Source organism: Thermoanaerobacter mathranii subsp. mathranii str. A3 (assembly GCF_000092965.1).
Classification (GTDB): domain Bacteria; phylum Bacillota; class Thermoanaerobacteria; order Thermoanaerobacterales; family Thermoanaerobacteraceae; genus Thermoanaerobacter; species Thermoanaerobacter thermocopriae.
Window position 1 is genome coordinate 2097863 of record NC_014209.1, and the last position, 24655, is coordinate 2122517.

At 36.7% G+C, this 24655-nt stretch carries 19 protein-coding genes, 1 pseudogene and 2 riboswitches; of the genes and pseudogenes, 3 read left to right on the top strand and 17 right to left on the bottom strand.

Features of this window, described 5'->3' with window-relative positions:
• Window position 1: 1 nt before the first annotated feature.
• The 7 genes from TMATH_RS10460 to TMATH_RS10490 form a co-directional block, all read right to left on the bottom strand.
• The gene (locus tag TMATH_RS10460; protein WP_013150917.1) at window positions 2-1186 is read right to left on the bottom strand and encodes an acetylornithine transaminase; all 1185 of its coding nucleotides are present in this window, start codon (window positions 1184-1186) and stop codon (window positions 2-4) included.
• Entirely contained in the window at window positions 1173-2072 is a 900-nt protein-coding gene (argB, locus tag TMATH_RS10465) for an acetylglutamate kinase (RefSeq protein WP_009052162.1), read from the bottom strand. Before argB ends, TMATH_RS10460 begins: the two co-directional genes overlap by 14 nt.
• Window positions 2069-3289 carry a bifunctional glutamate N-acetyltransferase/amino-acid acetyltransferase ArgJ gene (gene argJ / locus TMATH_RS10470; RefSeq protein WP_013150918.1) on the bottom strand — a complete coding sequence of 407 codons (1221 nt, stop codon included), beginning with the start codon at window positions 3287-3289 and terminating at the stop codon, window positions 2069-2071. Before argJ ends, argB begins: the two co-directional genes overlap by 4 nt.
• A gap of 46 nt (window positions 3290-3335) precedes the next feature.
• Window positions 3336-4370 carry an N-acetyl-gamma-glutamyl-phosphate reductase gene (argC, locus tag TMATH_RS10475; protein WP_013150919.1) on the bottom strand — a complete coding sequence of 345 codons (1035 nt, stop codon included), beginning with the start codon at window positions 4368-4370 and terminating at the stop codon, window positions 3336-3338.
• A gap of 378 nt (window positions 4371-4748) precedes the next feature.
• Window positions 4749-5927, bottom strand: coding sequence for a PP2C family protein-serine/threonine phosphatase (locus tag TMATH_RS10480; RefSeq protein WP_013150920.1), 1179 nt, complete (start codon window positions 5925-5927; stop codon window positions 4749-4751).
• Complete coding sequence (locus TMATH_RS10485) at window positions 5911-7647, bottom strand: [Fe-Fe] hydrogenase large subunit C-terminal domain-containing protein (RefSeq protein WP_013150921.1); 1737 nt, start codon at window positions 7645-7647, stop codon at window positions 5911-5913. The genes TMATH_RS10480 and TMATH_RS10485 overlap by 17 nt, the downstream gene beginning before the upstream one ends.
• 499 nt (window positions 7648-8146) lie before the next feature.
• A complete protein-coding gene (locus TMATH_RS10490) occupies window positions 8147-9358 on the bottom strand; it encodes an iron-containing alcohol dehydrogenase (RefSeq protein ID WP_013150922.1) in 1212 nt (403 codons plus the stop codon).
• 415 nt (window positions 9359-9773) lie between these two features.
• Between TMATH_RS10490 and TMATH_RS10495 the strand changes: the two genes are divergently transcribed.
• The 3 genes from TMATH_RS10495 (at window position 9774) to gltA (ending at window position 13292) form a co-directional block, all read left to right on the top strand.
• Window positions 9774-10832 (top strand): NADP-dependent isopropanol dehydrogenase, encoded by a 1059-nt coding sequence (locus TMATH_RS10495; RefSeq protein ID WP_013150923.1) that lies wholly within the window; start codon window positions 9774-9776, stop codon window positions 10830-10832.
• A gap of 194 nt (window positions 10833-11026) precedes the next feature.
• Entirely contained in the window at window positions 11027-11905 is an 879-nt protein-coding gene (locus TMATH_RS10500; RefSeq protein ID WP_013150924.1) for a sulfide/dihydroorotate dehydrogenase-like FAD/NAD-binding protein, read from the top strand.
• Window positions 11892-13292, top strand: a complete 1401-nt coding sequence (gene gltA / locus TMATH_RS10505; protein WP_013150925.1) for an NADPH-dependent glutamate synthase — start codon at window positions 11892-11894, stop codon at window positions 13290-13292. Before TMATH_RS10500 ends, gltA begins: the two co-directional genes overlap by 14 nt.
• 219 nt (window positions 13293-13511) lie before the next feature.
• Here the strand turns inward: gltA and polX are convergent, their stop codons facing one another.
• From polX to thiT, 10 genes and pseudogenes are all read right to left on the bottom strand, one after another.
• Window positions 13512-15224 carry a DNA polymerase/3'-5' exonuclease PolX gene (gene polX, locus TMATH_RS10510; protein WP_013150926.1) on the bottom strand — a complete coding sequence of 571 codons (1713 nt, stop codon included), beginning with the start codon at window positions 15222-15224 and terminating at the stop codon, window positions 13512-13514.
• A gap of 1171 nt (window positions 15225-16395) precedes the next feature.
• Window positions 16396-17124 (bottom strand): hypothetical protein, encoded by a 729-nt coding sequence (locus TMATH_RS10515; RefSeq protein WP_041591674.1) that lies wholly within the window; start codon window positions 17122-17124, stop codon window positions 16396-16398.
• Between the two features lie 222 nt (window positions 17125-17346).
• Window positions 17347-17481, bottom strand: a pseudogene (locus TMATH_RS12375) (helix-turn-helix transcriptional regulator); the annotation flags it as partial.
• A 10-nt stretch (window positions 17482-17491) separates the two neighbouring features.
• On the bottom strand, window positions 17492-17815 hold the full coding sequence (locus tag TMATH_RS12270) for a hypothetical protein (RefSeq protein ID WP_049766023.1): 324 nt from the start codon (window positions 17813-17815) through the stop codon (window positions 17492-17494).
• A gap of 397 nt (window positions 17816-18212) precedes the next feature.
• Window positions 18213-18431, bottom strand: coding sequence for a hypothetical protein (locus tag TMATH_RS10525; RefSeq protein ID WP_013150929.1), 219 nt, complete (start codon window positions 18429-18431; stop codon window positions 18213-18215).
• A gap of 289 nt (window positions 18432-18720) precedes the next feature.
• The gene (locus TMATH_RS12380) at window positions 18721-18897 is read right to left on the bottom strand and encodes a helix-turn-helix transcriptional regulator (protein ID WP_255549402.1); all 177 of its coding nucleotides are present in this window, start codon (window positions 18895-18897) and stop codon (window positions 18721-18723) included.
• A 31-nt stretch (window positions 18898-18928) separates the two neighbouring features.
• Window positions 18929-19381, bottom strand: a complete 453-nt coding sequence (locus TMATH_RS12280; RefSeq protein WP_232192574.1) for a GAF domain-containing protein — start codon at window positions 19379-19381, stop codon at window positions 18929-18931.
• Window positions 19382-19663: 282 nt separating this feature from the next.
• Entirely contained in the window at window positions 19664-22351 is a 2688-nt protein-coding gene (gene mgtA, locus TMATH_RS10535) for a magnesium-translocating P-type ATPase (protein ID WP_013150930.1), read from the bottom strand.
• Between the two features lie 370 nt (window positions 22352-22721).
• Window positions 22722-22887, bottom strand: a riboswitch (M-box (ykoK) riboswitch).
• A gap of 62 nt (window positions 22888-22949) precedes the next feature.
• Window positions 22950-23486, bottom strand: a complete 537-nt coding sequence (locus TMATH_RS10540) for a phosphatase PAP2 family protein (RefSeq protein WP_013150931.1) — start codon at window positions 23484-23486, stop codon at window positions 22950-22952.
• 245 nt (window positions 23487-23731) lie between these two features.
• The gene (gene thiT / locus TMATH_RS10545) at window positions 23732-24370 is read right to left on the bottom strand and encodes an energy-coupled thiamine transporter ThiT (protein WP_013150932.1); all 639 of its coding nucleotides are present in this window, start codon (window positions 24368-24370) and stop codon (window positions 23732-23734) included.
• A 61-nt stretch (window positions 24371-24431) separates the two neighbouring features.
• Window positions 24432-24534: riboswitch (TPP riboswitch) on the bottom strand.
• Window positions 24535-24655 lie beyond the last annotated feature (121 nt).

Below are 24655 nucleotides of genomic sequence, written 5' to 3' on the forward strand. Positions count from 1 at the left end.
ACTAAAACCCCATTTCACAAAATACATCATCCAGTATTATTATTGCAGTATCTATTTCCTCTTCTGTTACAGTAAGAGGAGGAACAAACCTTAACACATTGTGGCTGATACAATTTATGAGAAGTCCTTTTTCCATTGCCTTTGTCACAATGTCTCCTGCTTCTTTCATATCCATTTGACATCCTATCATAAGGCCTTTTCCTCTTATTTCTTTAATAACACTGTGCTTTTCTTTCAAATTTTTAAGCTTTTCTTTAAAGTACTCTCCTTTTTTAACAATACTCTCTAAAAATCCGGTTTTTGTTATCTCTTTCATAACCGCAATCCCTGCAGCGCAAGCTAAAGGACTTCCGCCAAATGTGGAGGCATGGTCTCCCGGTTGAAAAACAGCTTTATCCTCTTTTGCGACAATAGCTCCTATTGGGAAGCCTCCTCCCAATCCCTTTGCCAAAGTCATAATGTCAGGAGTTATGCCGTAATGTTCATATCCAAAAAGTTTTCCCGTCCTTCCTATACCTGTCTGAACTTCGTCTATTATAAAGAGGATGTCATTTTCGTCACATATTTCTCTTACTGCCTTTATATACTCCGGTGTAGCTTCATGGATACCACCTTCGCCTTGCACTACTTCCAGCATAATTGCACACACTTCATCATCAATTGCTTCATAAAGAGCGTCAATATCATTAAAAGGTACATATTTAAAACCAGAAAGAAGTGGTCCAAAACCCTTGTGATACTTTTCTTGGCCTGTCGCTGTCAATGCCCCAAAAGTTCTTCCATGAAAAGAATTTTTGGCAGATATAACCTTATGCCTTTTATCACCGTACTTTAATGATGCATATTTTCTAGCAAGTTTTATAGCACCTTCATTTGCTTCTGCGCCACTATTTGCAAAAAATACTTTGCCTCCAAATGAATTTTCCGCAATTATCTTTGCAAGTTCTATTTGATTCTCATTCCAATAAAGATTAGAACAGTGTATAAGTTTTTCAGATTGATTCTTTAGAGCATTAACTAATGCTGGATGACAGTGCCCCAGTGAATTTACTGCAATACCTGCAATAAAATCCAGATAGACATTTCCTTTGTCATCCCATACTTTTGTCCCTTTTCCCTCTACCAAGGTAATAGGGTATCTGCTATAAGTATTCATTAGATATTTCTTATCCTCAAAGGTTATCATCGTCAAAACATTCCTTTCCTATCATAGTACCTATGCCTTCATCAGTAAAAATTTCAAGAAGTAGTGAATGTGTAAGCCTTCCGTCAATGATGTGAGCTCTTTTTACACCATTTTCAACAGCTTTTATGCAACATTCAAGTTTTGGTATCATCCCACCGTTTATGCGTCCCGAATTCATAAATTCTTTTGCATGCTCTAAGTCCATTCGGGATATTAGGCTGCTTTTATCGTTTATATTTGATAGAATTCCTTCGACATCCGTAAGTAAAATTAGCTTTTCAGCCTTTAATGCTTCTGCAATTTTCCCCGCGGCAGTATCTGCATTCACATTGTATGTTTTGCCGTCATCTCCGAAAGATGTCGGTGCAATAACAGGTATATATCCTTTTTCCAGCATCATTGTTATTACATCTATGTTTACATCTACAATTTTTCCTACGTATCCTATGTCGCCGTTTGAGGTATCTTTTTCCGCCTTTAAAAGTCTCCCATCTTTCCCGCTTACGCCAATCGCCTGGCCCCCTAGTTCATTGATCAAGGATACAATTTCTTTGTTGATACGACCTGTCAGCACCATTTCAACAATCTCCATCGTGGCCTCGTCGGTAACCCTCAAGCCATTTACAAACTTTGATTCTATACCTAGCCTCTCCAGCATCTTATTTATTTCTGGTCCACCGCCATGTACAACTATAGGATTTAATCCTACAAATTTCATCAATACAATGTCCTGCATTACCATTCTTTTTAAATTGCAGTCTAACATTGCACTTCCACCGTATTTTATTACAACTGTCGTGCCGGAGAACTTTTTAATGTATGGGAGTGCTTCTATTAAAACCTGGGCTTTTGCGATTTCGTCGCCATATTTTTGCCTTCTAATCATGTTCTATAACTCCCGTTAATTTTTACATAGTCATAGCTTAAGTCGCACCCCCATGCAGTTCCGCTATATTCCCCGGCCTTCATATCTACGGTTACAGTAATCTCTTTTTCTTTTAAAATTTCTTTGGCTAAAGCCTCATCAAAAAAGATGTAACCTCCGTTTTCACAAACTTTAATTTCTCCTTTCATGCTTTTTAAATATATGTCAACTCTACTTGCGTCAAAATCTGCTCCTGAATATCCCACTGCCGCGAGAATCCTTCCCCAGTTGGCATCTTCACCAAATATAGCTGTCTTCACAAGATTTGAGTTTACAATAGACTTTGCAGCCAACCTTGCATCTTTTTCAGTTTTTGCATTTATTACATTTACTTCCATGAACTTAGTTGCTCCTTCCCCATCCTTCACAATAAGTTTTGCAAGAGTTTTATTCACATACTCTAAGGCTTTATAAAACACATCAAATTCATGAGTCCCCTCTTCTATTATTTTGTTTTGCGCTTCCCCATTTGCAAGTATTATCGCTGTATCATTTGTGCTCATATCTCCGTCAACAGAGATCATGTTATAAGTTTTTTCTACTGTTTCCTTAAAAGCCTTGTCTAATGCAACTTTAGTTATACTCGCATCTGTAAGTATAAAAGAAAGCATTGTCGCCATATTCGGATGTATCATGCCTGACCCTTTTGCAAACCCTGTCATTGTAACAGTTTTGCCCTCTATCACAAACTTGGCTGTTACGCCCTTTAAAAAAGTATCTGTTGTCATTATAGCTTCAGCCGCTTGGTACCCACCCTCTGTTGAAAGATTTTCTGCCGCAACCTCAATCCCTTTTAAAACTTTTTCCATAGGAAGTGGTACTCCAATCACACCTGTAGAACACACCAGCACATTTTTTTCATCTATTTTAAGAAGTTGTGACACTTTCTTTGCCATGTTAATAGCATCTTCCAGCCCCTTTTCCCCTGTACAGGCATTGGCATTGCCACTGTTTACAACAATTGCCTGTGCTACTCCTTTTTTTATTCTTTCCATATCAAGAATGACTGGTGCCGCTTTAACTTTATTCGTTGTAAATACAGCTGATGCATTTGCCTCTTTTTCAGAATATATGAGTGCAACATCTTTTTTTCTTTTCTTAATCCCGGCAAAGATTCCCGAAGCTAAAAAGCCTTTCGGCAGTTCTATGCTTCCTTCTAAAATCTCCAATTTTTCCATTATCAAATCCTCCACATCCTTTTTTATTTGTGTTTTTATCTTTCATCTATGGATATACTGGAATAATATCAAGTGCTGTATTTTCCTGTATTCCAAACATAATATTCATGTTTTGCACTGCCTGGCCTGACGCCCCTTTAACGAGATTATCAATTGCAGACATGACTATTAAAGTATTAGTACGTTTATCAACCTCAAAACCTATGTGACAAAAATTTGACCCATAAACACTTTTTGTTGCGGGATAATGGCCAGGTTCCAACACTTTTATAAAATACTCTTTTTTATAAAAATCAGCATAAATGTCATAAACAGTATCAACATCTATATCTTTTTTTAATTTGCAATACATGGTACTTAAAATTCCTCTTGTCATGGGAGCAAGGTGAGGTGTAAACACAACAGACACTGTTTCACCAAAAATTTTTGAAAGTTCTTGCTCCATTTCTGGAATATGTCGGTGTTTTGCAACATTATACGCTTTTATGTTTTCATTGCATTCTGCATACATATTTTTTTGGGATGGACTACGACCTGCTCCTGATACGCCTGACTTTGAATCAACAATTATCTTCCCTTCTATTATGCCATTTTTCAAAAGAGGCATAAGCCCTAATATAACGCTTGTAGGATAACATCCAGGATTTCCTACAACCTGAGCCTCTTTTATGTCATCTCTATAAATTTCAGGGAGTCCATATACTCTTTTAATCCCGTCGTAGCCATCATACTCTCCACTATACCATTCTTTATAGATAGAATAATCGTCAAATCTAAAGTCAGCTCCTAAGTCAATCACTTTTATTCCTTTTTTTACAGCTTCTCTGGCAATTTTTGCAGCATGACCTGAAGGCAAAGCTGTAAATATGACATCACACTCCGACATTGCCCTTTCGAAGTCTACCTCTTCCAGCACTTTGTCGCAAAAACCAAGAAGGGATGAATAAACATTCGAAATTGCTATGGTATTATAACTTTGAGAAGAAAGATATTTTATCTCTACTTTTTCGTGTTTTGAAAGTATTCTTATAAGTTCGACTCCTGTATAACCCGTTGCTCCAAATATTCCTACCTTCACCATTTAAAGTGTCTCCCCCTTTTTATATCCTCTGCCGTTACTTAATATATATACGCTATAATTTATATTTATGCATATGGTGTTAAAAAAATATTTTTATGCATAAATACAATATTTAATTTATAATTATACAACTTTTATTTTACATTATACCACCATAAAAAAATTTTTCAAGACTTTTTCATAAAAAATTTGTAAATAATATGGACATATTTACCACTTAGAGAATAATTACAAAAACATTTAAGAAGAAAATAAAAAAGAGTAGAGGTTGCTTCCCTTTTGTTTGGTATAATTAAAATGTGTGAAATTCTTTTTAAATGTCTCAAAAGCAGCAAAAATATAAAAAGCGGCCTTGAGCATGGACCGCTTCTTTCTCATTTAATAAAGTTCTATATACACTCTCTTGCCACATTTTTTCAGAATTTGGGCCAGCTCTTCTACTACCTTGAGTTTATCGTTTGCGCCTTCCGGCAGGTATGCATTCCGGTGGGCGGGATTAACCGCTCGCCCCACCAGAAATCGGATATGAGTTGAGCGATTGACAAGCAGGTCTGCCAATATTGAAGCTCCGTCCTTCTTTTCCCTCATATCGTCCAAAAAGTGGGGAGAAAAGGAATATATGTTTACAAAACTTCTCAGTATCTCGACACACCTACTTAAAGTTATCAAACCTTCGGTTACAAGGTCTATTCCCTCTATGCTACCGACGGGAGGTATCGCCGGGTCGGCATAGTCCCTATTTGTGACTACCTTCCTTCCAGTTTCCCTAGAAACAATATTTGCAGTAGTACCTCCGCAGACCACTTTTTTGCCTTCGCTGTCGATAAGTTTTTTCACAACTTCTGCATCCTTTGACCTATCTTCAGGAGGGCCAACTAGTACCGTGATTAGCTCCGACTTTCTCAAACCTACTCCCAAGACCGTGGTATCATCCCCCGGATTACTGGAATAAAGGTGGCTACACGTTTTGATCAGCTGGTCCACCATTTCCGACACGAAGCATCCACTTCTGTCAAGCCTCTGCAGGTATTCGGCCACATTAGGCCACTGCCATCCCAGGTTCAAGATACCCCCTGCTCCTGCGTGAATAACTCCGTCGCTTACCAGGAATATTTTATCCCCCGGGAAGGCTTCAAACCGGTACTCCAGAATCTTCCTGTCTTCCACCCTCAGTTCCCTGTAAGGTAGCTTAAGAACCTTTCCGTCCCGGATGTAAATCACAGGTGGATTATCAAATTCAAAAAGCCTTCCTTTTCCATCATCGTTAATCTCGAGAATGGAAAAGGTGGAATAAGCAAGCTGCCGGACTCGGCACACAGGAAGAGTATTAATCAGGGTCCTGACCACTTCTTCTATGGAAGCCCTGTTTTTTATCATAGTAGAAGCAATCCTTACGGTAAGAGTGGAAAGTATACTAGCCTTTACCCCGCTCCCCAGGCCATCGGCCATTACGGCAATTATGCCGTCTTCGGATTGCACAACCTCAACGCTGTCCCCACACAGCTCTTCTCCTTTTTTGGTAAGGCTTTTGGTGAACACTTCAGCAAAGACCTTCATTTTCTTCCCTTCCTTTAACCAGTTCTATAAGCTTAAGGAGCAGCATCTTGCTCTCCGCCGTCGTCTCTCCCAGCAGTCCTGCTATTTCCTGGGCCACGCGCATCTGCCTGTTTATTACTTCCTGGGCCTTCTCCAGGGTCTCCTCCCTAACCCTTTCCAGTTCCATCCTCTGCTTTTCCTGTTCGGTAATATCCTGAATAATCGCCAGTACCATGTCCTCTTCCTCGATATAGCATATAGTCTGGAGGGTAGTTAAAGAATTCCGGGGATAGTTCACCTTTTTATCCTGCAGGTTAGTTTTATTGGCCAGTACCCAGGCAAAATCCCTGTCGTCGATGACAGTCGAAAGGGGCTTCCCCTGGACCTGTTCTTTTTCAACATCGAACATTCTTTCCGCCGCTCTGTTTATTTCCTTTATATTCAAATTACTGTCTACCAAAATGATACCGTTCAGGGTGTGGTCTATGATCAGGTTGGCTAGAGATTCGGCCCTGGACCTCATGTAAGGGATGCACATGTCCGGCTCCGCCATTCCATGGTAGACGGCCTCGGCTTTTTTGCGGCAGGAAGGATACCCGCATGCCCCGCAGTTCAGTTCTTTTTCTGGAGTCGTCTTGCCTATTGAAGCCAGTATTTCTCTTATCTCTGATTCGGTTGGCCTAGGCGCTTTAAAGGCCTTCGGCTCGAAAGACCTACTGAGGTCAATACCCGCCGCAGAGGCCTTTATATTCTCATATCCCTGCTGCTGTTGATTATTTTCTATAAATGAAAGCAACCTTTCCCTTCTTTCATAAAGGGAACTATCAGGCAGCATCGAGGGCCCATTGATACAGCCACCCCTACAGGCCATCATCTCAAATATGCGACCATTTACGTTTCCCATATCCAGGGCATCTAAAAGTTCCATACAGTTTTCTATACCGTCCACGACTACGACCTCTCGAGACAAAAGGTCACCCTCCATTGAAGAAGTCTTTAAAAGCCCCCCTGGCAAGGGATAACTCCTGGCAATAAGAGGTTCTAATACATTTTCTCGCTCTCCTAAGTCTACTCCAGCTACCTCGGAGGCTTTCTCATCTACCCAATCGGCCAACTCTTGAAAAGTTAGTACTGCATCTACATTCCCTAAAACACTCCTATCTAGGGCTTCAGCTTTTTTGGCAATGCAGGGACCTATAAAAACAACTTTAATGTCCAACCCATATCTTTGCTTCAATGACCTTGCATGAGCAACCATCGGGGAAACCACCGGAGCTAGATTCCTTATAAGTCCTGGATAGTATTTCTCTACCAGATTTTTTACAACCGGGCAAGCCGTGGTTATGATGGAACCCTTATGCCCCTTTTTGATCAAATGCTGGTACTCCATAGATACCATTTCAGCTCCCACCGCTGTTTCCTCAGCTCCATAAAACCCTAGGGCCTTCAGTATGGAAAACATCTCCTGAGGAGAAGTTACGTCAAAGACAGCAGGGTAAGAAGGAGCTATGGAGGCTATAACCTTTTCACCGGCATTTATGAATTCTTTTACTGCATGTAAGTCGTTCCGTACCTTCTTTGCATTCTGGGGGCATTCGATGACACACCTTCCACAGTATATACATAAGCTATCCACAACTTCCGCCTGACCGCCAACTACTTTTATAGCTTTGACAGGACAATGCCTAACGCACCGGTAGCAATTTTTGCAGTTTGCCTTAGATACACTGATTACATCCAAAATTATTCCTCCTCCCATTTACTATTTTTTATAGCTTCTAAATCCTCGCCACCTCCTGCGCGTCATAGAAGTGAAATATTTATCGGCAACCTTAAGGAACTTTCCATAAAACCGTTATCTTAACCATCGGAAACTCCGGGATATTAAAGTTAAGCAATGAGCTATTTCTTTTCTTCTTTCATATCAGTGTTTTTTATTATGCTACTATTTATCTCCACTGGTAAGCTTAAAATATGGGTATAGTATACACTTTGCCTCTAAGATGTTAATTTTATAACAATTTCACTTTTGGTATAACACAATTCCTTACTTATGTCTATGTTAAAAGCTTACTAGCAATTTACCTTTATTGAATTGGCACATATCCAATATAAAATCTTTATGTTTTTTGCAATAATTAATACATAAAGATGATAACCCCACTTTTCGTATTTACTAAAAGTGGGGTTTTTTTTAATTGTTGAACTTTTTTGCTCTTTGTATCAGAATAGCCTTTGGATTAAGAGATTGGGTTAAGAGATTCTTCATAAATCTTGGCAATAACAGCTTCAGTGGCTTCCACTGGTGCAATAGAAAGCAATCCGTCGAGAGAAGGTGTTGTTTTAGCAAGCTTCACCAGAGTCGGGACATCCTCTTTTGTGAATCCAAAGTCCGAAAGTTTCTGCGTGCATCCTACATTAAAGAGCCATTCTTCAACCTTTTTAGCTACATATTCTGCTTCAGCAGGCAAACCTTTTAGTCCAGGCACGATAGGGCTGTATATGTCAGCTAACACCTCTGCAACAGCAGGATAAATAGTTTTTACCACTGCAGGCAGTATAGCACCAAGCCCAAGGCCGTGAGCAATCTCAGGTTTTACTGCGCTTAGTGGGTGCTCCAGTGCATGAGTAAGGTGCAAGAGACCATTGTCAAAAGAAATACCAGCTATAGCAGAAGCATAAAGCAAATAGTATCTAGCCACAAGGTTTTCAGGGTCATTTACAGCAACAGGGAGGTAACGAACTATCAACCTTACTGCCTCTTTCGCCAATAGAATGCTGTAAGGTGACGTCACAAGAGTGGTGGCAGCTTCAGTAACGTGATTTAAAGCATCTATAGTAACAGCTATTGTCTGTTTTTTATCAAGCTTTATCATGAGAGCAGGATCATCTATAGCATACATAGGATAGAGGCACTCATAAGCTATTGCAGGCTTATAATTTTTTTCTGGAATTGTAGCTACTGCAAATCGGTCTACCTCCGTACCAGTACCATGAGTAAGATTTATAGCTATAATAGGAGCAGCTTTTTCAGGCGTGAATTTCAGCTCATAAAGTTCTCTTGCATTTTTATCAGTATATTCTAACAGTACAGCCACACTTTTTGCAGTATCTATAGGGCTTCCACCACCAATGCCAATAACAGCCTTCGCCCCAGTTTCCCGGCCAAATTTGGCCGCTTCATCGATCATATCAACAGTAGGATTAGGTCCGACTTTGTCATAAAGTGAATATTTAAAGCCGAGTGTATTTAGAGCCGGTTCTATCACATCCCAAGCTCCACTAACTTTGTATGAATTCTTTCCGGTTACAAAAATGACATTATCGATACCCTTATGTTTTAAAGCTTTTAGAATGTCTTCTATCTTCTTTATACTACCTACTCCAAAATAAGTTGTATTCTTGCACCGAAGTTCAAAAATCTTGGTGGGATTTATTTTAGTTTCCCACATTTTAATTACCTCCTTGTAAAATTTGTATCAATTTAATTATAGCATTTTGTTAAAAAATAATCAATATTAAACTTTTGATTTATTTTTAGAGTCAAGAAAAAATTTCAATTGAAATTAGGAGCATTTTTTGCTTGACAAATACATACTGCAAATTGCGTATGATGTTTTCTAGATTTTGAAAAATAGACAACCCCTTTCTGTGATTTTGTTTTTTACAAATGCTATTTTATCACAAGAGTTTTCTCTAGTTCTTTTTTACTTAAAAAATCCTACGAAATTTTAAACTATGTCCGAATAAATTATTGATAAATTTTTAACTATGTGCTATTATATTATTGTAAAAAATTTAACAATCGCCGCGTAAGCTAGTTTTCACATTAATGACTTACCCAGTATTTTAGGAGGTGTTTTAATAATGAAAGGTTTTGCAATGCTCAGTATCGGTAAAGTCGGCTGGATTGAAAAAGAAAAGCCTACTCCAGGCCCATTTGATGCTATTGTAAGACCTCTAGCTGTGGCCCCTTGCACTTCGGACATTCATACCGTTTTTGAAGGCGCCATTGGCGAAAGACATAACATGATACTCGGTCACGAAGCTATAGGTGAAGTAGTTGAAGTAGGTAGTGAGGTAAAAGATTTTAAACCTGGTGATCGCGTTGTTGTACCAGCTATTACCCCTGATTGGCGGACCTCTGAAGTACAAAGAGGATATCACCAGCACTCCGGTGGAATGCTGGCAGGCTGGAAATTTTCGAATATAAAAGATGGTGTTTTTGGTGAATTCTTTCATGTGAACGATGCTGATATGAATTTAGCACATCTGCCTAAAGAAATTCCATTGGAAGCTGCAGTTATGATTCCTGATATGATGACCACTGGCTTCCATGGAGCCGAACTGGCAGAAATAGAATTAGGTGCATCGGTGGCGGTTTTGGGTATTGGCCCAGTAGGTCTTATGGCAGTCGCTGGTGCCAAATTGCGGGGTGCTGGAAGAATTATTGCAGTAGGCAGTAGACCTGTTTGTGTAGATGCTGCAAAATACTATGGAGCTACTGATATTGTAAACTATAAAAATGGTCCTATCGAAAGCCAGATTATGGATTTAACGAAAGGCAAAGGTGTTGATGCTGCCATCATCGCTGGAGGAAATGCTGACATTATGGCTACAGCAGTTAAGATTGTTAAACCTGGTGGCACCATCGCTAATGTAAATTATTTTGGCGAAGGAGAGGTTTTGCCTGTTCCTCGTCTGGAATGGGGTTGCGGCATGGCTCATAAAACTATAAAAGGCGGGCTATGCCCCGGTGGACGTCTAAGAATGGAAAGACTGATTGACCTTGTTTTTTATAAGCGTGTCGATCCTTCTAAACTCGTCACTCATGTTTTCCAAGGATTTGATAATATTGAAAAAGCTCTAATGCTGATGAAAGATAAACCAAAAGACCTAATCAAACCTGTTGTAATATTAGCATAAAAATGGGGACTTAGTCCCCCATTTTTATGCTAATAAAGCTAAATATATCGGTTTTTATGTGGCACATCAGCTAGTAAATTTTTGGTAAAAAAATAACAAAAAATAGTTATTTTTGCAACATTTTTACGCCACTAACACTTGATAATATCATCGAAAGTGAATAAACAACTATTAAAAGAAGAAGGAGGATTATCATGTTCAAAATTTTAGAAAAAAGAGAATTGGCACCTTCCATCAAATTGTTTGTAATAGAAGCACCATTAGTGGCCAAAAAAGCAAAGCCAGGCCAATTTATTATACTAAGGATAAAAGAAGGAGGAGAAAGAATTCCTCTTACCATTGCAGATTATAATTCAGAAAGTGGCACTGTCACAATAGTATTCCAAGAAGTAGGTAAAACCACACGGGAATTAGGAACTCTAGAAGCTGGAGACTATATCCAGGACTTTGTTGGGCCTTTAGGTGTGCCGGTAGAGTTTCCTCATCACAAGAAAGTTTTAGGAATAGGCGGAGGCCTTGGTATTGCTCCACTTTATCCTAAACTCAAAATGCTTCATCAACAGGGGGTAGAAGTAGTTTCTATTATAGGTGCTAGGACAGCTGAATTGCTAATTTTGGAAGAAGAGATAAAAGCTATTAGTGACAGGATGTATATCTGCACCGACGATGGCTCAAAAGGCCGCCATGGGTTTGTCACAGTAGTACTTAAAGAGCTTTTAGAACAAGGTGAAAAATTTGATGAGATTATTATCATAGGTCCACCAATTTTGATGAAAATAGGAAGCAAAATTACCAAGCCTTATGGCATACCCACTATGGTGAGCCTTAATCCCATAATGGTAGACGGCACAGGCATGTGTGGTGGATGCCGTGTCACCGTAGACGGAGAAATCAAATTTGCTTGCGTTGATGGTCCGGCTTTTGACGGCCATAAAGTAGATTTCGATGAACTAATAAAAAGATTGGCCACTTATAAAGAGGAAGAAAAAATTTCCCTCGAAAGGTTTAATAAAGCTCATGAATGCAAATTAATCAACAAAATAGAAGGAGTTGATAAAGATGCCGTTAAATAGAAGTAAAAAGAAAACACCCATGCCTACCCAAAAGCCTGACGTCCGCAGGCGTAATTTTAGCGAAGTAGCTTTGGGCTATTCGGAAGAGGAGGCAGTAAGTGAAGCCCAGAGGTGCCTTCAGTGTAAAAAACCAGGATGTGTTGAAGGGTGCCCCGTTCAGGTACAAATTCCCCAGTTTATAAAGCGTATTGCAGAAAGAGATTTTGAAGGAGCTATAAAGATTATAAAGGAAACCAACAGCTTGCCCGCCATATGTGGCAGAGTCTGTCCACAAGAAGAGCAATGCGAGAAAAACTGTGTTTTGGGTAAAGTAGGTGAACCTGTAGCAATAGGTCGCCTAGAACGATTTGCAGCAGACTGGGAAAGAGCCAAAGGCATCCGTCCCTCGGTAATTCCCAAAAAGCTTGGTAAAAAAGTGGCTATCATCGGTTCCGGGCCCGCCGGTCTCACCTGTGCAGGAGATTTAGCTAAACTCGGCTACGATGTAACGATCTTTGAAGCTCTTCACAAACCCGGCGGCGTATTGATCTACGGTATTCCTGAATTCAGACTACCGAAAATTATAGTGGAACAAGAAGTAGAATTTATACAACAGCTAGGCGTAGAAATTAAAACTAACATGGTTATGGGTAAAATTCTGACGATAGAGGACCTTTTTGAAATGGGGTATGAGGCTGTCTTTACCGGCACTGGAGCTGGTCTCCCGAAATTTATGGGCATACCTGGTGAAAACTACCTGGGCGTGTATTCAGCCAACGAGTTTCTAACCAGGATAAACCTCATGAAAGCCTATTCTTTTCCCAACACTGACACCCCCATAAAGGTAGGTAAAAAAGTAGCAGTAATAGGGGGTGGCAATGTAGCCATGGATGCAGCCAGGTCTGCTCTAAGAATGGGAGCTGAAGAGGTTCACATTGTGTATCGTCGTTCCGAGGAAGAAATGCCAGCAAGAAAAGAAGAAGTCGAGAACGCTAAAGAAGAAGGCATTATATTCGATTTGCTTACAAATCCAGTGAAAATAATAGGCAACGAAAATGGTTGGGTCAAAGGTATTGAGTGTATCCGCATGGAACTTGGAGAACCTGACGCTTCGGGTCGTCGCCGTCCAGTTCCTATAATGGGTTCTGAATTTGTTATGGATATCGATACGGTAGTAATCGCCATAGGCACTGGTCCTAATCCCCTCCTCACAAAGGCCACTGAAGGCTTAGAACTTACAAAACATGGTTATATCGCTGTAGATGAGGAAGGACGGACTTCCAGAGAAGGGGTATGGGCTGGAGGCGATATTGTAACAGGTTCAGCTACTGTGATTTTGGCCATGGGTGCCGGAAAAAAAGCAGCTCGTTCCATCCATGAATATCTACAAAGCAAAAAATGGCGGTAAACATCCTTCGATAAATTAAAGAGACGATAGCAAGTCGGTACTGTGGAAGGACATACATTCAGCTATCGTCTCTTTTATTTGTGAATTTATCGTTTTTACAGCTACCTCCTATTTTGCATCTTTTGAAAAAACAAAGAGCCGCCTTTAGGCTAGCTCATTGTTCATCTACTACTGTACATGCTCGTGTAAAAGCTCCATCAGCTCATTAATTTATTCACCTCACTTCAATTGAAATAACTTGTGGATCTCATGAACTTCATAAGTGTTTATTACGTCTTTTGCCTCCAACCAGCCTTTTCTAGCAATTCCTACCCCATACTTTACATCATTTAAGCCTTCTATGCTGTGGGCATCAGAACATATTGCAAGTTTTACTCCTTTTTCTTTTGCATGCTTTACATACCGCCAGTCTAAGTCAAGCCTATAAGGGTTTGCGTTTATCTCAATTATTTTGCCATAATGGGCTGCTGCCGCTATAACTTCATATATATCTATTTCATAACTGTCTCTCGCTAAAAGAAGCCTTCCTGTAACATGCCCTATTATAGTTGTATATTTATTTTCTATGGCCTTTATCATTCTTTTTGTCATATCTTCTTTACTCATCCTGAAATGAGAATGGATGGATGCAATCACAAAATCGAATTGTTTTAATATTTCTTCTTCATAATCTAAAGAACCATCAGGCAGTATATCAGACTCTATTCCTTTAAATATAACTATATCGTTATATTTCTTATTTAACTCTTCTATTTCCTCCCATTGCCTTACTAAGTCTTCTTCTTTGAGTCCTCCTGCATAAAAAGCAGATCTGCTATGGTCTGTGATACCTATATACTTATACCCCAATTTTCTCGCCGTCTCTATCATTTCTATAAGTGTATTAGCCCCATCGCTGTAAGTCGTATGAACGTGAAATACTCCTTTTATATCTTTTTCTTCTATTAATTTCGGAAGCTCACCTTTTTCTGCCGCTTCTATTTCTCCCATGTTTTCTCTTAATTCTGGAGGAATATATAAAAGTCCTAATTTATCAAATATCTCTTCTTCGCTTTTACATTCTATAAGTTTATCTCCTTTAAAAAGGCCGTACTCGTTCATTTTTATACCCATTTGCTTCGCCCTATGTCTCATTGCAGTATTGTGCTCTCTACTGCCTGTAAAGTGGTGAAGTGCATAAGGGAATTCTCTTTCTGTCACAACTCTTAAATCTGCATTTATACCTAATTTTAAAGTGACACTGGTTTTTGTATCTCCCTTTGCTATAACTTCCTTTACCCCTGGATAGTTTACGAAGGCTTCCATAACTCTTGAGGAATCTGATGCTCCAGCTAAAATATCAATATCTTTTACTATCTCTTTTTTTCTCCTTAAACTTCCTGCAATTTCTATAATTGAGGCTGTCTTTGTATTTTCCAGGTATTCCTTCAATTTAACAGCTTCTACATAAGCTTCCGCATATAAATGTTGACCGCTAAATTGCTTCACAAACTGTATCCCCTCCCAAATTTTCTTTTGAGTCTTTTCCCCAAACCCCGGAAGGTCTACCAATCTATTCTCTATACAAGCGTATTCCAACTCTCTAATTGTGGTGATATTCAATTTTTCGTATATAATCTTTATCTTTTTAGGACCAAGTCCAGGAATTTTAAGCATTTCAACAAGCCCTTCAGGAATAGAGGCTTTTAAATCCTCATAATATTTCATTTTACCTGTTAAAACTAGCTCCGTAATCTTTTTATTAATTGCCTCCCCTATTCCCTTTATATCTTTTAATCTATCTTCTTTAACAAGGATTTCTATATCTTCATCTAATAATTCTATTGTCCTTGCAGCATTATAATAAGCTCTCGATTTAAAAGGATTTTCCCCTTTAAGCTCTAGCAATAAACCTATATCGTTTAAAATATTCGCAATCTTCTTTTTATCCATTTTATACTTCCCCTTTAGCACACAAAATCTTTAGTACATTATACCATAGAAAAAATAAAAAAGAGAGGCATCCGTAAAACCTCTCTCAGACTGTAAACAAACTTTCGTAAAGGAGATATTTTGCATAAAGAGCGACTTGTGACAAAGCCCTAACAAAACTTAGCGAGACCAAGGGTGAAGGCAGGGCCGGAGCCAAGGATGGCGGAGGCGGGCACTAAGACAAAGATGTCGAATGTGCCCGCTACCCTGCCGTAACCCGAAGGTCAAGCTTTAGTTTTGCCGATCTATAATTTAAATAAGCTGACATAAAATCTACTAGCAATCTTACTCCATCTCTTGCCCATTCATTGTAATTACGCCTATAAACTGGCTCCGCAATTTTGTTGTATAATTCAAATTTTCAAAATCCTTAAGATTAGGCTACCCAATTGCTTCATCAATGGTCTTTATTCTATAATTATACAGATTTTTAGTTAAAATAGCAGCAAAACAAATTATCACCACTAATATAATAGCTTTTACTTTTTCATCCATTTTTATTTATATCACACCTTTAATTTCTTACTTTAAACTCCACAACCTTGATCTATTTAAAGCACAAATTATTCTTACTTGTCCCTTTTATATCTCTTCCAGTGAATATAGATATTTTTGCTTAAAACTCAGACAAATGAACCGTCCTCTTGTCTTTTGTTATACTTTATCCAGTATATACCCTTATTAGCTCTAGTATAATTACAAATATTACAACACAACTTACTATCAGCCCCACAATTATCCCTAGTGTTCGTTTTGATTTACTACTTAATTTATTTAATCTTTTAAACATGATTTAATATCTCCTTTCTAATAAAAATGGGATTATTTAGCAGTGATAAATACAACTTGAAAAATTAATGCTGCTGCATATTACAAAGCATTAACTTTATAATATACAGTAGTGTATAAAAACAACACCCAAAAATGTCTAAACTAGCAAAAATATACTTTATAATAAAATACGCTACTTTCTAACTGGATTTAATCTAAAAGCAAGATGGCAATACTATATCACTAATTTTTACATAACTATAGAGTTCAAATGTCCAAAATTCTCTAATTGTTAATGTTTTGAAAAGTTAATGTTCTGAAAATTAATCTTCACCCTGCAAATTAATATTTTTTAAATACTTCATAATTTATTTACCCATCCTCCAGCATTGTTGTAAATATCACCCCACACTCCAACTTGAACAGTCTGAATTGGAATTCCTAAATCTATCATAGTTAAATCTGCAGTAGAATATGCTTTATTCCCAAAAATCCAAGCAGTTTTTCCACTCCACGAATACGACCATGCTGGAGCCAGCAAATCTCTTGATACAACATGATCATATCCCACTATACTGAATATTGAATAATTATCATGTTCATATTTAACCCATGAAGTTGTTTCAAATACGGTTATTCCAAATACTTCTATCCATCGTTTATATGTGGCAGTGGTTAGTTCAATTGATGAACTTGTAATTGTATAATCTATTTTATCTAATTTTAATTTATCAATACTATTGTTAACTACTATATCACCACCTAAAAAGGTTTCTTTTTCACTCTCTCCAAAAGCTTTAAACACATCCCTCATTAGGTTTTTATTATTAATTATTTCAATGAACTTTTCTTGCTTATCTCTTGTTAAAGATTTGTATTTATATAGCGCATTTACAATAGCACTTTTTTCTTCACTATTACTGTTATTGGCCTTTTGGATTAAATAGGATTCATATTCTTGAGGTGAATTAATCATTAATTTTTTATCGTTTAAACTTGAAGTTTTTAAATCAGTAGCAAAAGCTAAACTTAAAATTGAAATTGAAAGAAAAAATGCAATTACAAGCAATAAAATTAACTTTTTTACCATTCTTAACACCCCTCTATTATACTGATTCCAAGAATTACCGGTAATTCTTCCTATATCCATGGTATATCTTTTCCAGTGATATGTCAACTGTCCAAAAGTACAAATTTTATATAAAATCTATTCTGTTTGTACTTTAGTATAAAATTAACATTTATTTCCTCTAAAACTTGTACTAAAGTATAATTTATCTCTTTCCCCCTCAATTAGGTACCCTAAAAAACGCTAAATCAAATCTATTTTTGCCGCTTTATATATACAATCTTTTACGTTATTTGCACCCAATAAACTGAAAATCTTTTTCTTGTGATATTTTACATTGCTTATTGAGGTATTCACTATTCTTGCAATTTCTTCGTCTTTTTTCCCTTCAGGCTGTTAATTTCAATATTTTTATATCTATTCCGTCAAATTTTTTTCTTACTCTTTCTGCTTCAAAAAGTGAGTAATTCCTTTCTATGTACCTGGATAATAAAAATATTATCGCTGCAAAGTCATCATTAATTTTTTCTTCAGAAGATATGTCAATTATCCTTATTAAATCCATTTTTTTACTGAAAATAGGTTCAGCAATACAATTTAGTTTTTTTAAAGCGTCAATGTAATGCTCCTCTTTCTTTACAAATGCTATATTTTTCTCTCTTATTACCAATGCTACCGCATTTGTCCCTGCAATTTTTTCTTTTAATACCATCCCATTTCTTAAATAAGAATGAGCTTTGTCAGAAGGTAAAATTATTTCTAAAAGCTTGCCCTCCTCATCAGTTAAAAGGAATATAAGATTTTTAAAGCTATGAACCTCTTTTTAAATCTTCAATGACTTTTGTGAAAAGCTTTGATAAGTGAAACCTTTTTGTTATCTTTGGTAAGTTTTATATTATTCAGCGGCATCAATTTCCCATTCTTTGATAATCCCCTTTTCGCACGCCTTATTATTTCAGAATCTATAGGGATATTGTATTGAGCCATTTCTCGTCCCGGAAAAATGATTTTTGGTTTGTTTCTATTTCTATTCTAACCAGAGGGTGGGGAATGGCTCAACCCCTTTTTACACAATTATATAGACTTAACTTAATTATCATTGCAGCATCCTATTTATTATCCCTATATTTCTTCCAGTTTATATATGTATTTATACTCAAAACAATAGTTAATATACCTAACAAAATGTTAGTTGCATTAAGAAGACTCACTATATCTCCTATACGATGATGCGTGAAAAAAACTTCAGAAGATACATTCCCGACTTCCGCACGAATGCCACTTAAAGCATTAAAAATTTGATTTAAAATTTCGGAATAATCCTTCATGCTACTACCTCCTTCTTAATTGTAGATAAAAACATTCCTAAATTCCTTTTCTTTTCTAACATTTTCGCTCCTTCCCTAATAATTCTAAAGATTACCGGTAGTTTCTTTTATATCCATGGTATCTTATTTCCAGCAACTTGTCAATTGACCAAAAGTATAAATTTTCACTAAAATAGCCTTTACTTTTGTACTTTAGTATAAAAACCGAGTTTCTCTCCTTTAAAATTTGTACTAAAGTACAATCTAACATTTTTTGTCCCTTATTTAGTAATGTAAAAACAATAAAAACTTATATTAAATCCAACTTTGTTGCCTTGTATATGCAGTCCTTCACATTCTTTGTTCCCAATAGTTTGAAAATTTTCCTTTTATGATACTTTATATTGCTTAGTGACATATTAATTGTTTTTGCAATTTCTTTATCTGTTTTCCCTTCTGCCGTAAGCTTGAGTATCTTTATATCCATTTCACCAAATTTGTTTTTTATCCTCTCTATCTCAAATAATCTGATAATTCCTTTCTATGTCTCTTGCTAGCAGAAATATCAATGCAGCAAAATCGTGACCAATATCATTCTCAGAAGAGATGTCAACTACCCCTATTAAATTACCATCTCTATTAAAGATAGGGCTGGCTAGACAGCTTAACTTTTTTAATTCTTCAATATAATGTTGTTCCTTTATAACAATTATCGTCTTCTTCTCTCTTATCGCCAGTGATACTGCATTTGTACCTGCAATTTCTTCTTTTAATATCATGCTTTTCTTTAAAGAAAAATTGGCATTACCACAAGGTAAAACTAATTCTAATATCACGCCTTCTTCGTCAGTCAATAAAAATATAAAATTTTTGAAACTATTGACACCCCTTAAATTTTGAACGCTTTTGTAAAAAGATTTAATCAATGACTCTCTTTTGTTATTCCTGATAAATTTTATATTATTTAACATTACTAACTTTTTATCCGGCGTTAATCCTCTTTTTGAACATCTCCCCAAGATTGTTTAAAAAGGTCTTTGTGTGTCTCAAATCTTATGACCTCCATCATTATTATCCCTCCTATATACTACTTCTACATATTAATATGAATTCCTCCTTTGTTTACCAAAATTGCGCATTTTGTAACATTGATGTAATATTTTAATCCTAATGTGCTGTATTAAAAAGAGCAGGATTTCTCCTGCTCATGTTTTAATATATCCTTACTTGTCTAATCTATTGTCCAAAAAATGTTACAACAAGCTTCCAAATCTTTTTACAAATCTCGTTTTAACGTATTGCGCCAAAATCAAGTATGCAAGAAGCGTAGCTGCCAAGAACAAGAAATATATTCCCGGTAAAGGCATCATTCCAATTTTTGCTCCAAAAGAAGTAAATGGCACAATTGTTCCTACTGTAACAGCTGCTGAGGTAAAGAGTAATAGCGGCCATGAAGCAATGCTTTGTATAAACGGAATTTTTTCAGTCCTAAGCATGTGAACTACCATTGTTTGCGTCCATAAGCTTTCTACAAACCAGCCTGTTTGGAAAAGCGAAATAAATAGGAGTTTAAGTGCTTCAGGGAGCAAGAAGTAAGAACCTCCTATGACTATTGGACCAATCAAGAAAAACATCAAAGCATAAGTTGTAATATCAAAAATTGAACTTATAGGTCCGAACCATATCATGAAGTTGCCTATATTCGCAGCATCCCATTTTCTTGGTTTTTGTATATACTCTCTATCCATTGTATCCCAAGGTACTGACGTCATAGATAAATCATAAGTTAAGTTAAGGAAAAGTAATTGGAGAGGCTGCATTGGCAAAAATGGTAAAAATGCGCTTGCCACCAAAACTGAAAATACATTTCCAAAATTAGAGCTTGATGTAACTGCAATGTATTTCATGATATTACCAAAAATTCTGCGCCCTTCCACAACTCCTTCTTCTAATACTGTAAGACTTTTTTCCAAAAGTATTATATCCGCAGATTCTTTAGCGATATCTACTGCAGAGTCAACTGAAATTCCAACGTCTGCTTCTCTTAAGGCAGGAGCATCATTAATTCCATCTCCCATATATCCAACAATGTGGCCTTTATTTTGTAAAGTCTTTATTATTTTCGATTTTTGCATAGGAGAAAGTTTTGCAAAAATTGTCGTTTTTTCCGCTACTTCTGCTAATTCTTCATCTGTCATATTCTCTATTTCATTTCCCAACAAAACATTCTCTACATTAATCCCCACTTCTTTACAGATCTTCTTCGTCACTATTTCATTGTCACCAGTGAGAATTTTTACATCTACGCCATGCTCTTTCAATGCTTTTATCGCATAAGGTGCAGATTCTTTTGGCGGATCGAGAAAACCTATATAACCCATGAGAACCATCTTACTTTCATCTGCTACACTGAAAACTCCCTCTGGTGGAACATCATTTTTTTGAGCTACGGCAAGCACCCTCATTCCATCTTCATTTAGTCTTTTTACCATTTCTCTTACTTCTTGGCGTATTTCATCTGTCAAAGGAACTACTTCGCCTTTGTACTCAGCATATTCACAGATAGAAAGAACCTCTTCAACGGCACCTTTAGTCACCAGCTGCCTTTTACCACCCTCGCTCTCTAAAACTACGGACATTCTGCGCCTTACAAAATCAAAGGGTATCTCATCAACTTTTTTATATATTTTCTCCAATCCATTAAAGCCTTTTTCAGCCCCATACTCTAAAATGGCTACATCCATTAAGTTTCTTAAGCCTGTTTGATAAAAACTGTTCAGATACGCATGCCTTAAAACTCTGTCATCTTCATTCCCATGTATGTCAAGATGTTTTTCTACAACTATTTTATTTAACGTCAAAGTACCAGTTTTATCAGTACAAAGTACATCCATTGCTCCAAAATTTTGTATAGCATCTAATCTCTTGACAATTGTTTTGCGCTTTGCCATTGTCACAGCACCTTTAGCAAGGTTGGTAGTGACTATCATTGGAAGCATTTCGGGAGTAAGTCCAACAGCTACAGCCAAGGCAAAAAGTAATGCATCCAACCAATTACCCTTTGTAAGACCATTTATAACAAAAACAATTGGAAACATCACTGTCATAAACTTGATGAGCACTTTACTTACATTGTTAATTCCTCTTTCAAAACTTGTCATCACTCTATGCCCTACAAGGGATTTTGCCATTGAACCAAAATAAGTACGGTCACCTGTTGAAAGAACTACAGCAATTGCAGAACCACTTACTACATTAGTACCCATAAAACATATATTTTCTAAATCTGAAAGGTTTAAATCCTTAGCTTTTCTTTTTTCTTCTTTTAAATCTGGATATTTCTCCACAGGTTCGGATTCTCCCGTCAAAGTTGCTTGGTTTATAAACAAGTCTTTAGAAGTAATAACCCTAACATCCGCAGGTACCATGTCACCTGCTGCCAAATGTATTATGTCACCCGGCACTATTTCCTCTATTTTTATCTCTTTTTCACCTGTATCTTTGCGAATAACTGCAGCTGTTGTATAGACAAGAGCTTTTAGTTTTTCAGCTTCCACATTAGAACGGTACTCTTGAACAAAACGAAGTAGTCCACTAACCGTTACCATTATAGAAATAATAATTATCGTGCTCCAATCTCTGTCTTGAGGTGCAGTAAAAAGTACATCCGTTATATATGATACAATTGCTAAAAATACCAATATACCTATAAAGGGATTTACAAAAGCTTTAATCAATTGAATATACCATGGAGCCGGTTTTTCATGGGCTATCTCATTTAACCCATACATTTCAAGCCTGTCTTGCGCTTCCTCAGAAGTCAGTCCTTCTCTATCTGTACCTAATTGTGCTAAAATTTCATCAACATCTTTTCTAGCAAACTCAATTAATTGTGTGAGTATCGAATCTGTGAAATCATTTTTCTTTGCAATTTTTATCATTTTCATACACCTCCAAAACACAATAATAGGCTAAGGCTGCTGAATCTACTGCAACCTTCCAGTTACAGTATTTGTTTTTTTGTAAAAAACTTTCGCTTTTAGACGATGGAATTAAATGGTGTTAGTCTGAGAATTGTTTTGGAGGTATATGTAATAGGACATCAAAAGAAGGGATAAATGGGCAATCTTAAAAAGAACAAAATTTATAGAAAGGCCCATGTGAGAAGAATGGACGTGGCCTTATCTGCCCATCCTTCTTCAATGTCACATTACATATACCTTTGTGGTTTTTACTACTACCTCCACCGTCCATTCTTCTCACCTCCGTTTTTTGCAAATTAAAAAACCTCTCAACGAATAAAGAGGTTTTTAGCCATTCAATTCGTTGAGCTTTGGCACTATACAGCTTTGGAGCATCCTCCAGCTGCGTTAAGTAAAACCTTAATTCGGTAATACTTGTTAACCCGTTAGCATCTCTCGATGTTTCCGGGCAGCAGCGTGTATCTGTATAGGAGCCTCACCTAACGATATATTTACTTGTGTCCCTTTACATTATATTCTTCTATTTATAATATGTCAATCTTTTTCGAAAAATTTTTTACAAAAACAATTGCGTTCTTATAAAATGAGTTAAATAAGAAAAAGTAATGCCTATTGTAGAACCCATTAATACATCTGAAGGATAATGTAGTCCCATGTATATTCTTGAAAATCCCACAAGTACTGCAAGTAAAATTAAAAATACTGCAAGGCTTGGAAAAAACATTGAAAAGGTTATAGCGAGTGAAAAGCTGGCAGTAGCATGGCCTGAAGGAAAAGAATAATCCTTTAAAAGATGTTTAAAAGTGTTTGTGTTCGTAAATACCATATAAGGTCGTGGTCTTGTATATTTTCTTTTTAAAAGTTGAACAAACAAATGACTACTTACAAGCGCTGTTAAAGCTTCTAAAGCAGAGGCTTTAATTTCGTTTTTCCCAAAAAAGATTAAAAATAAGCAAGAAAATATTGTAAAAAAAGGTCCACCTATATGAGTTATTTTTGGCATTATTTTGTCTAAAATATTACATTTTATTCCTTCATTTATATAGAAAAAAATATTTTTATCTTTGTCAAGAAGTACTTTTTTTATTTGCATTAGTAAAATCCCCCTACAGTTTCATTTTACTATATATACATTATCGTATTTTTAAAAGCTTTGCTACTCTTTTCTGACCTCTTTTAATTATACATGGATTTTCTCTAAAACTTTGACTAAATTATCTTATGATAACATTAAAAAAACATTATAGAAATGTTAATTTTATGTTAAATTTTTTCTTACAAAATATTCCATCGTTATTTAACTGTTCACTGCAAAAAATGAAAGGGGGAAATACCCCCTTAAATAGTTGCTTTCTTTTTAATTTCCTCGATAGCGTTGCTAACTTGGGGAATTAACGAAACCACAAAACATATTGCAACTTCTACACCTATTATACTTCCATTGACTAAAAGTGAATAAACTATAGGGCTCATTCCCTCTGGCGCATAACTTGCAAAGAAAAATACACCTGATAAAAAATGAGAGAAAAATCGTCCAAATCCACCAACTAAAATTCCCAAACTTAGGTTTTTTCTAAAAAAGCCAGCAAGTCCTAAAGCACCAAAAGCCAGCGGATAGTCGAGAAGTACTTGCACCCATTGGACTATAAATGGGTCCTGAATAAGTTGTAAAAATCCATATGCCATTCCTACAATCACACCAGGACCTGGTCCATAATAGTAGGCAAAGATAAAAAGGGGCAACATGCTGGCAGGTGTAATAGAACCACCTTGAGGCCAGTGGTAAAATCTTATATAAGACAGCACGAAAGAAATAGCAATTGAAAGTGCACCATATACAAGCATTTTTGTGTCAAATTTGACACTTCTTCGCATAAGATATAAAAGAAAAGCTAGCAATAAAATTGCCAATAAAACCGATAAAGTGACTGGCTTTATTTTGGTAAAATCAGAAAAAATACTTAAAAAATAAGACATAAACAAAAACACCTCCATTTTTTAGGAGGCTATGTTCGCTGAAAAAAATACCGCAAAATTCGGTATTTTTGAGCCGCATTCCCTACGGAGGCATTACCCTCATCAGGTTCTAAGGGTTTGGCATCAATGCCATCTCAGCCATTAAGGCTCCCCCAGCGGACATAACCACCTATTTTGTTTTCACCTTTAATTTATCATTTTCTGTAATCTGTGTCAAGAATAATTATCAAGTGCGGATAACCAAACTTTGTAGGTTGCTTATGTTTTACACACACATCAAATGGT

Excerpts from the sequence above, each read along its gene's own strand:
- TMATH_RS10460 (WP_013150917.1), bottom strand. The coding sequence starts at position 1,186 with ATGATAACCTTTGAGGATAAGAAATATCTAATGAATACTTATAGCAGA.
- argB (WP_009052162.1), bottom strand. The coding sequence starts at position 2,072 with ATGATTAGAAGGCAAAAATATGGCGACGAAATCGCAAAAGCCCAGGTT.
- argJ (WP_013150918.1), bottom strand. The coding sequence starts at position 3,289 with ATGGAAAAATTGGAGATTTTAGAAGGAAGCATAGAACTGCCGAAAGGC.
- argC (WP_013150919.1), bottom strand. The coding sequence starts at position 4,370 with ATGGTGAAGGTAGGAATATTTGGAGCAACGGGTTATACAGGAGTCGAA.
- TMATH_RS10480 (WP_013150920.1), bottom strand. The coding sequence starts at position 5,927 with ATGAAGGTCTTTGCTGAAGTGTTCACCAAAAGCCTTACCAAAAAAGGA.
- TMATH_RS10490 (WP_013150922.1), bottom strand. The coding sequence starts at position 9,358 with ATGTGGGAAACTAAAATAAATCCCACCAAGATTTTTGAACTTCGGTGC.
- TMATH_RS10495 (WP_013150923.1), top strand. The coding sequence starts at position 9,774 with ATGAAAGGTTTTGCAATGCTCAGTATCGGTAAAGTCGGCTGGATTGAA.
- TMATH_RS10500 (WP_013150924.1), top strand. The coding sequence starts at position 11,027 with ATGTTCAAAATTTTAGAAAAAAGAGAATTGGCACCTTCCATCAAATTG.
- gltA (WP_013150925.1), top strand. The coding sequence starts at position 11,892 with ATGCCGTTAAATAGAAGTAAAAAGAAAACACCCATGCCTACCCAAAAG.
- polX (WP_013150926.1), bottom strand. The coding sequence starts at position 15,224 with ATGGATAAAAAGAAGATTGCGAATATTTTAAACGATATAGGTTTATTG.
- TMATH_RS10515 (WP_041591674.1), bottom strand. The coding sequence starts at position 17,124 with ATGGTAAAAAAGTTAATTTTATTGCTTGTAATTGCATTTTTTCTTTCA.
- TMATH_RS12270 (WP_049766023.1), bottom strand. The coding sequence starts at position 17,815 with ATGGTATTAAAAGAAAAAATTGCAGGGACAAATGCGGTAGCATTGGTA.
- TMATH_RS10525 (WP_013150929.1), bottom strand. The coding sequence starts at position 18,431 with ATGAAGGATTATTCCGAAATTTTAAATCAAATTTTTAATGCTTTAAGT.
- TMATH_RS12380 (WP_255549402.1), bottom strand. The coding sequence starts at position 18,897 with ATGGATATAAAGATACTCAAGCTTACGGCAGAAGGGAAAACAGATAAA.
- TMATH_RS12280 (WP_232192574.1), bottom strand. The coding sequence starts at position 19,381 with ATGTTAAATAATATAAAATTTATCAGGAATAACAAAAGAGAGTCATTG.
- mgtA (WP_013150930.1), bottom strand. The coding sequence starts at position 22,351 with ATGATAAAAATTGCAAAGAAAAATGATTTCACAGATTCGATACTCACA.
- TMATH_RS10540 (WP_013150931.1), bottom strand. The coding sequence starts at position 23,486 with ATGCAAATAAAAAAAGTACTTCTTGACAAAGATAAAAATATTTTTTTC.
- thiT (WP_013150932.1), bottom strand. The coding sequence starts at position 24,370 with ATGTCTTATTTTTTAAGTATTTTTTCTGATTTTACCAAAATAAAGCCA.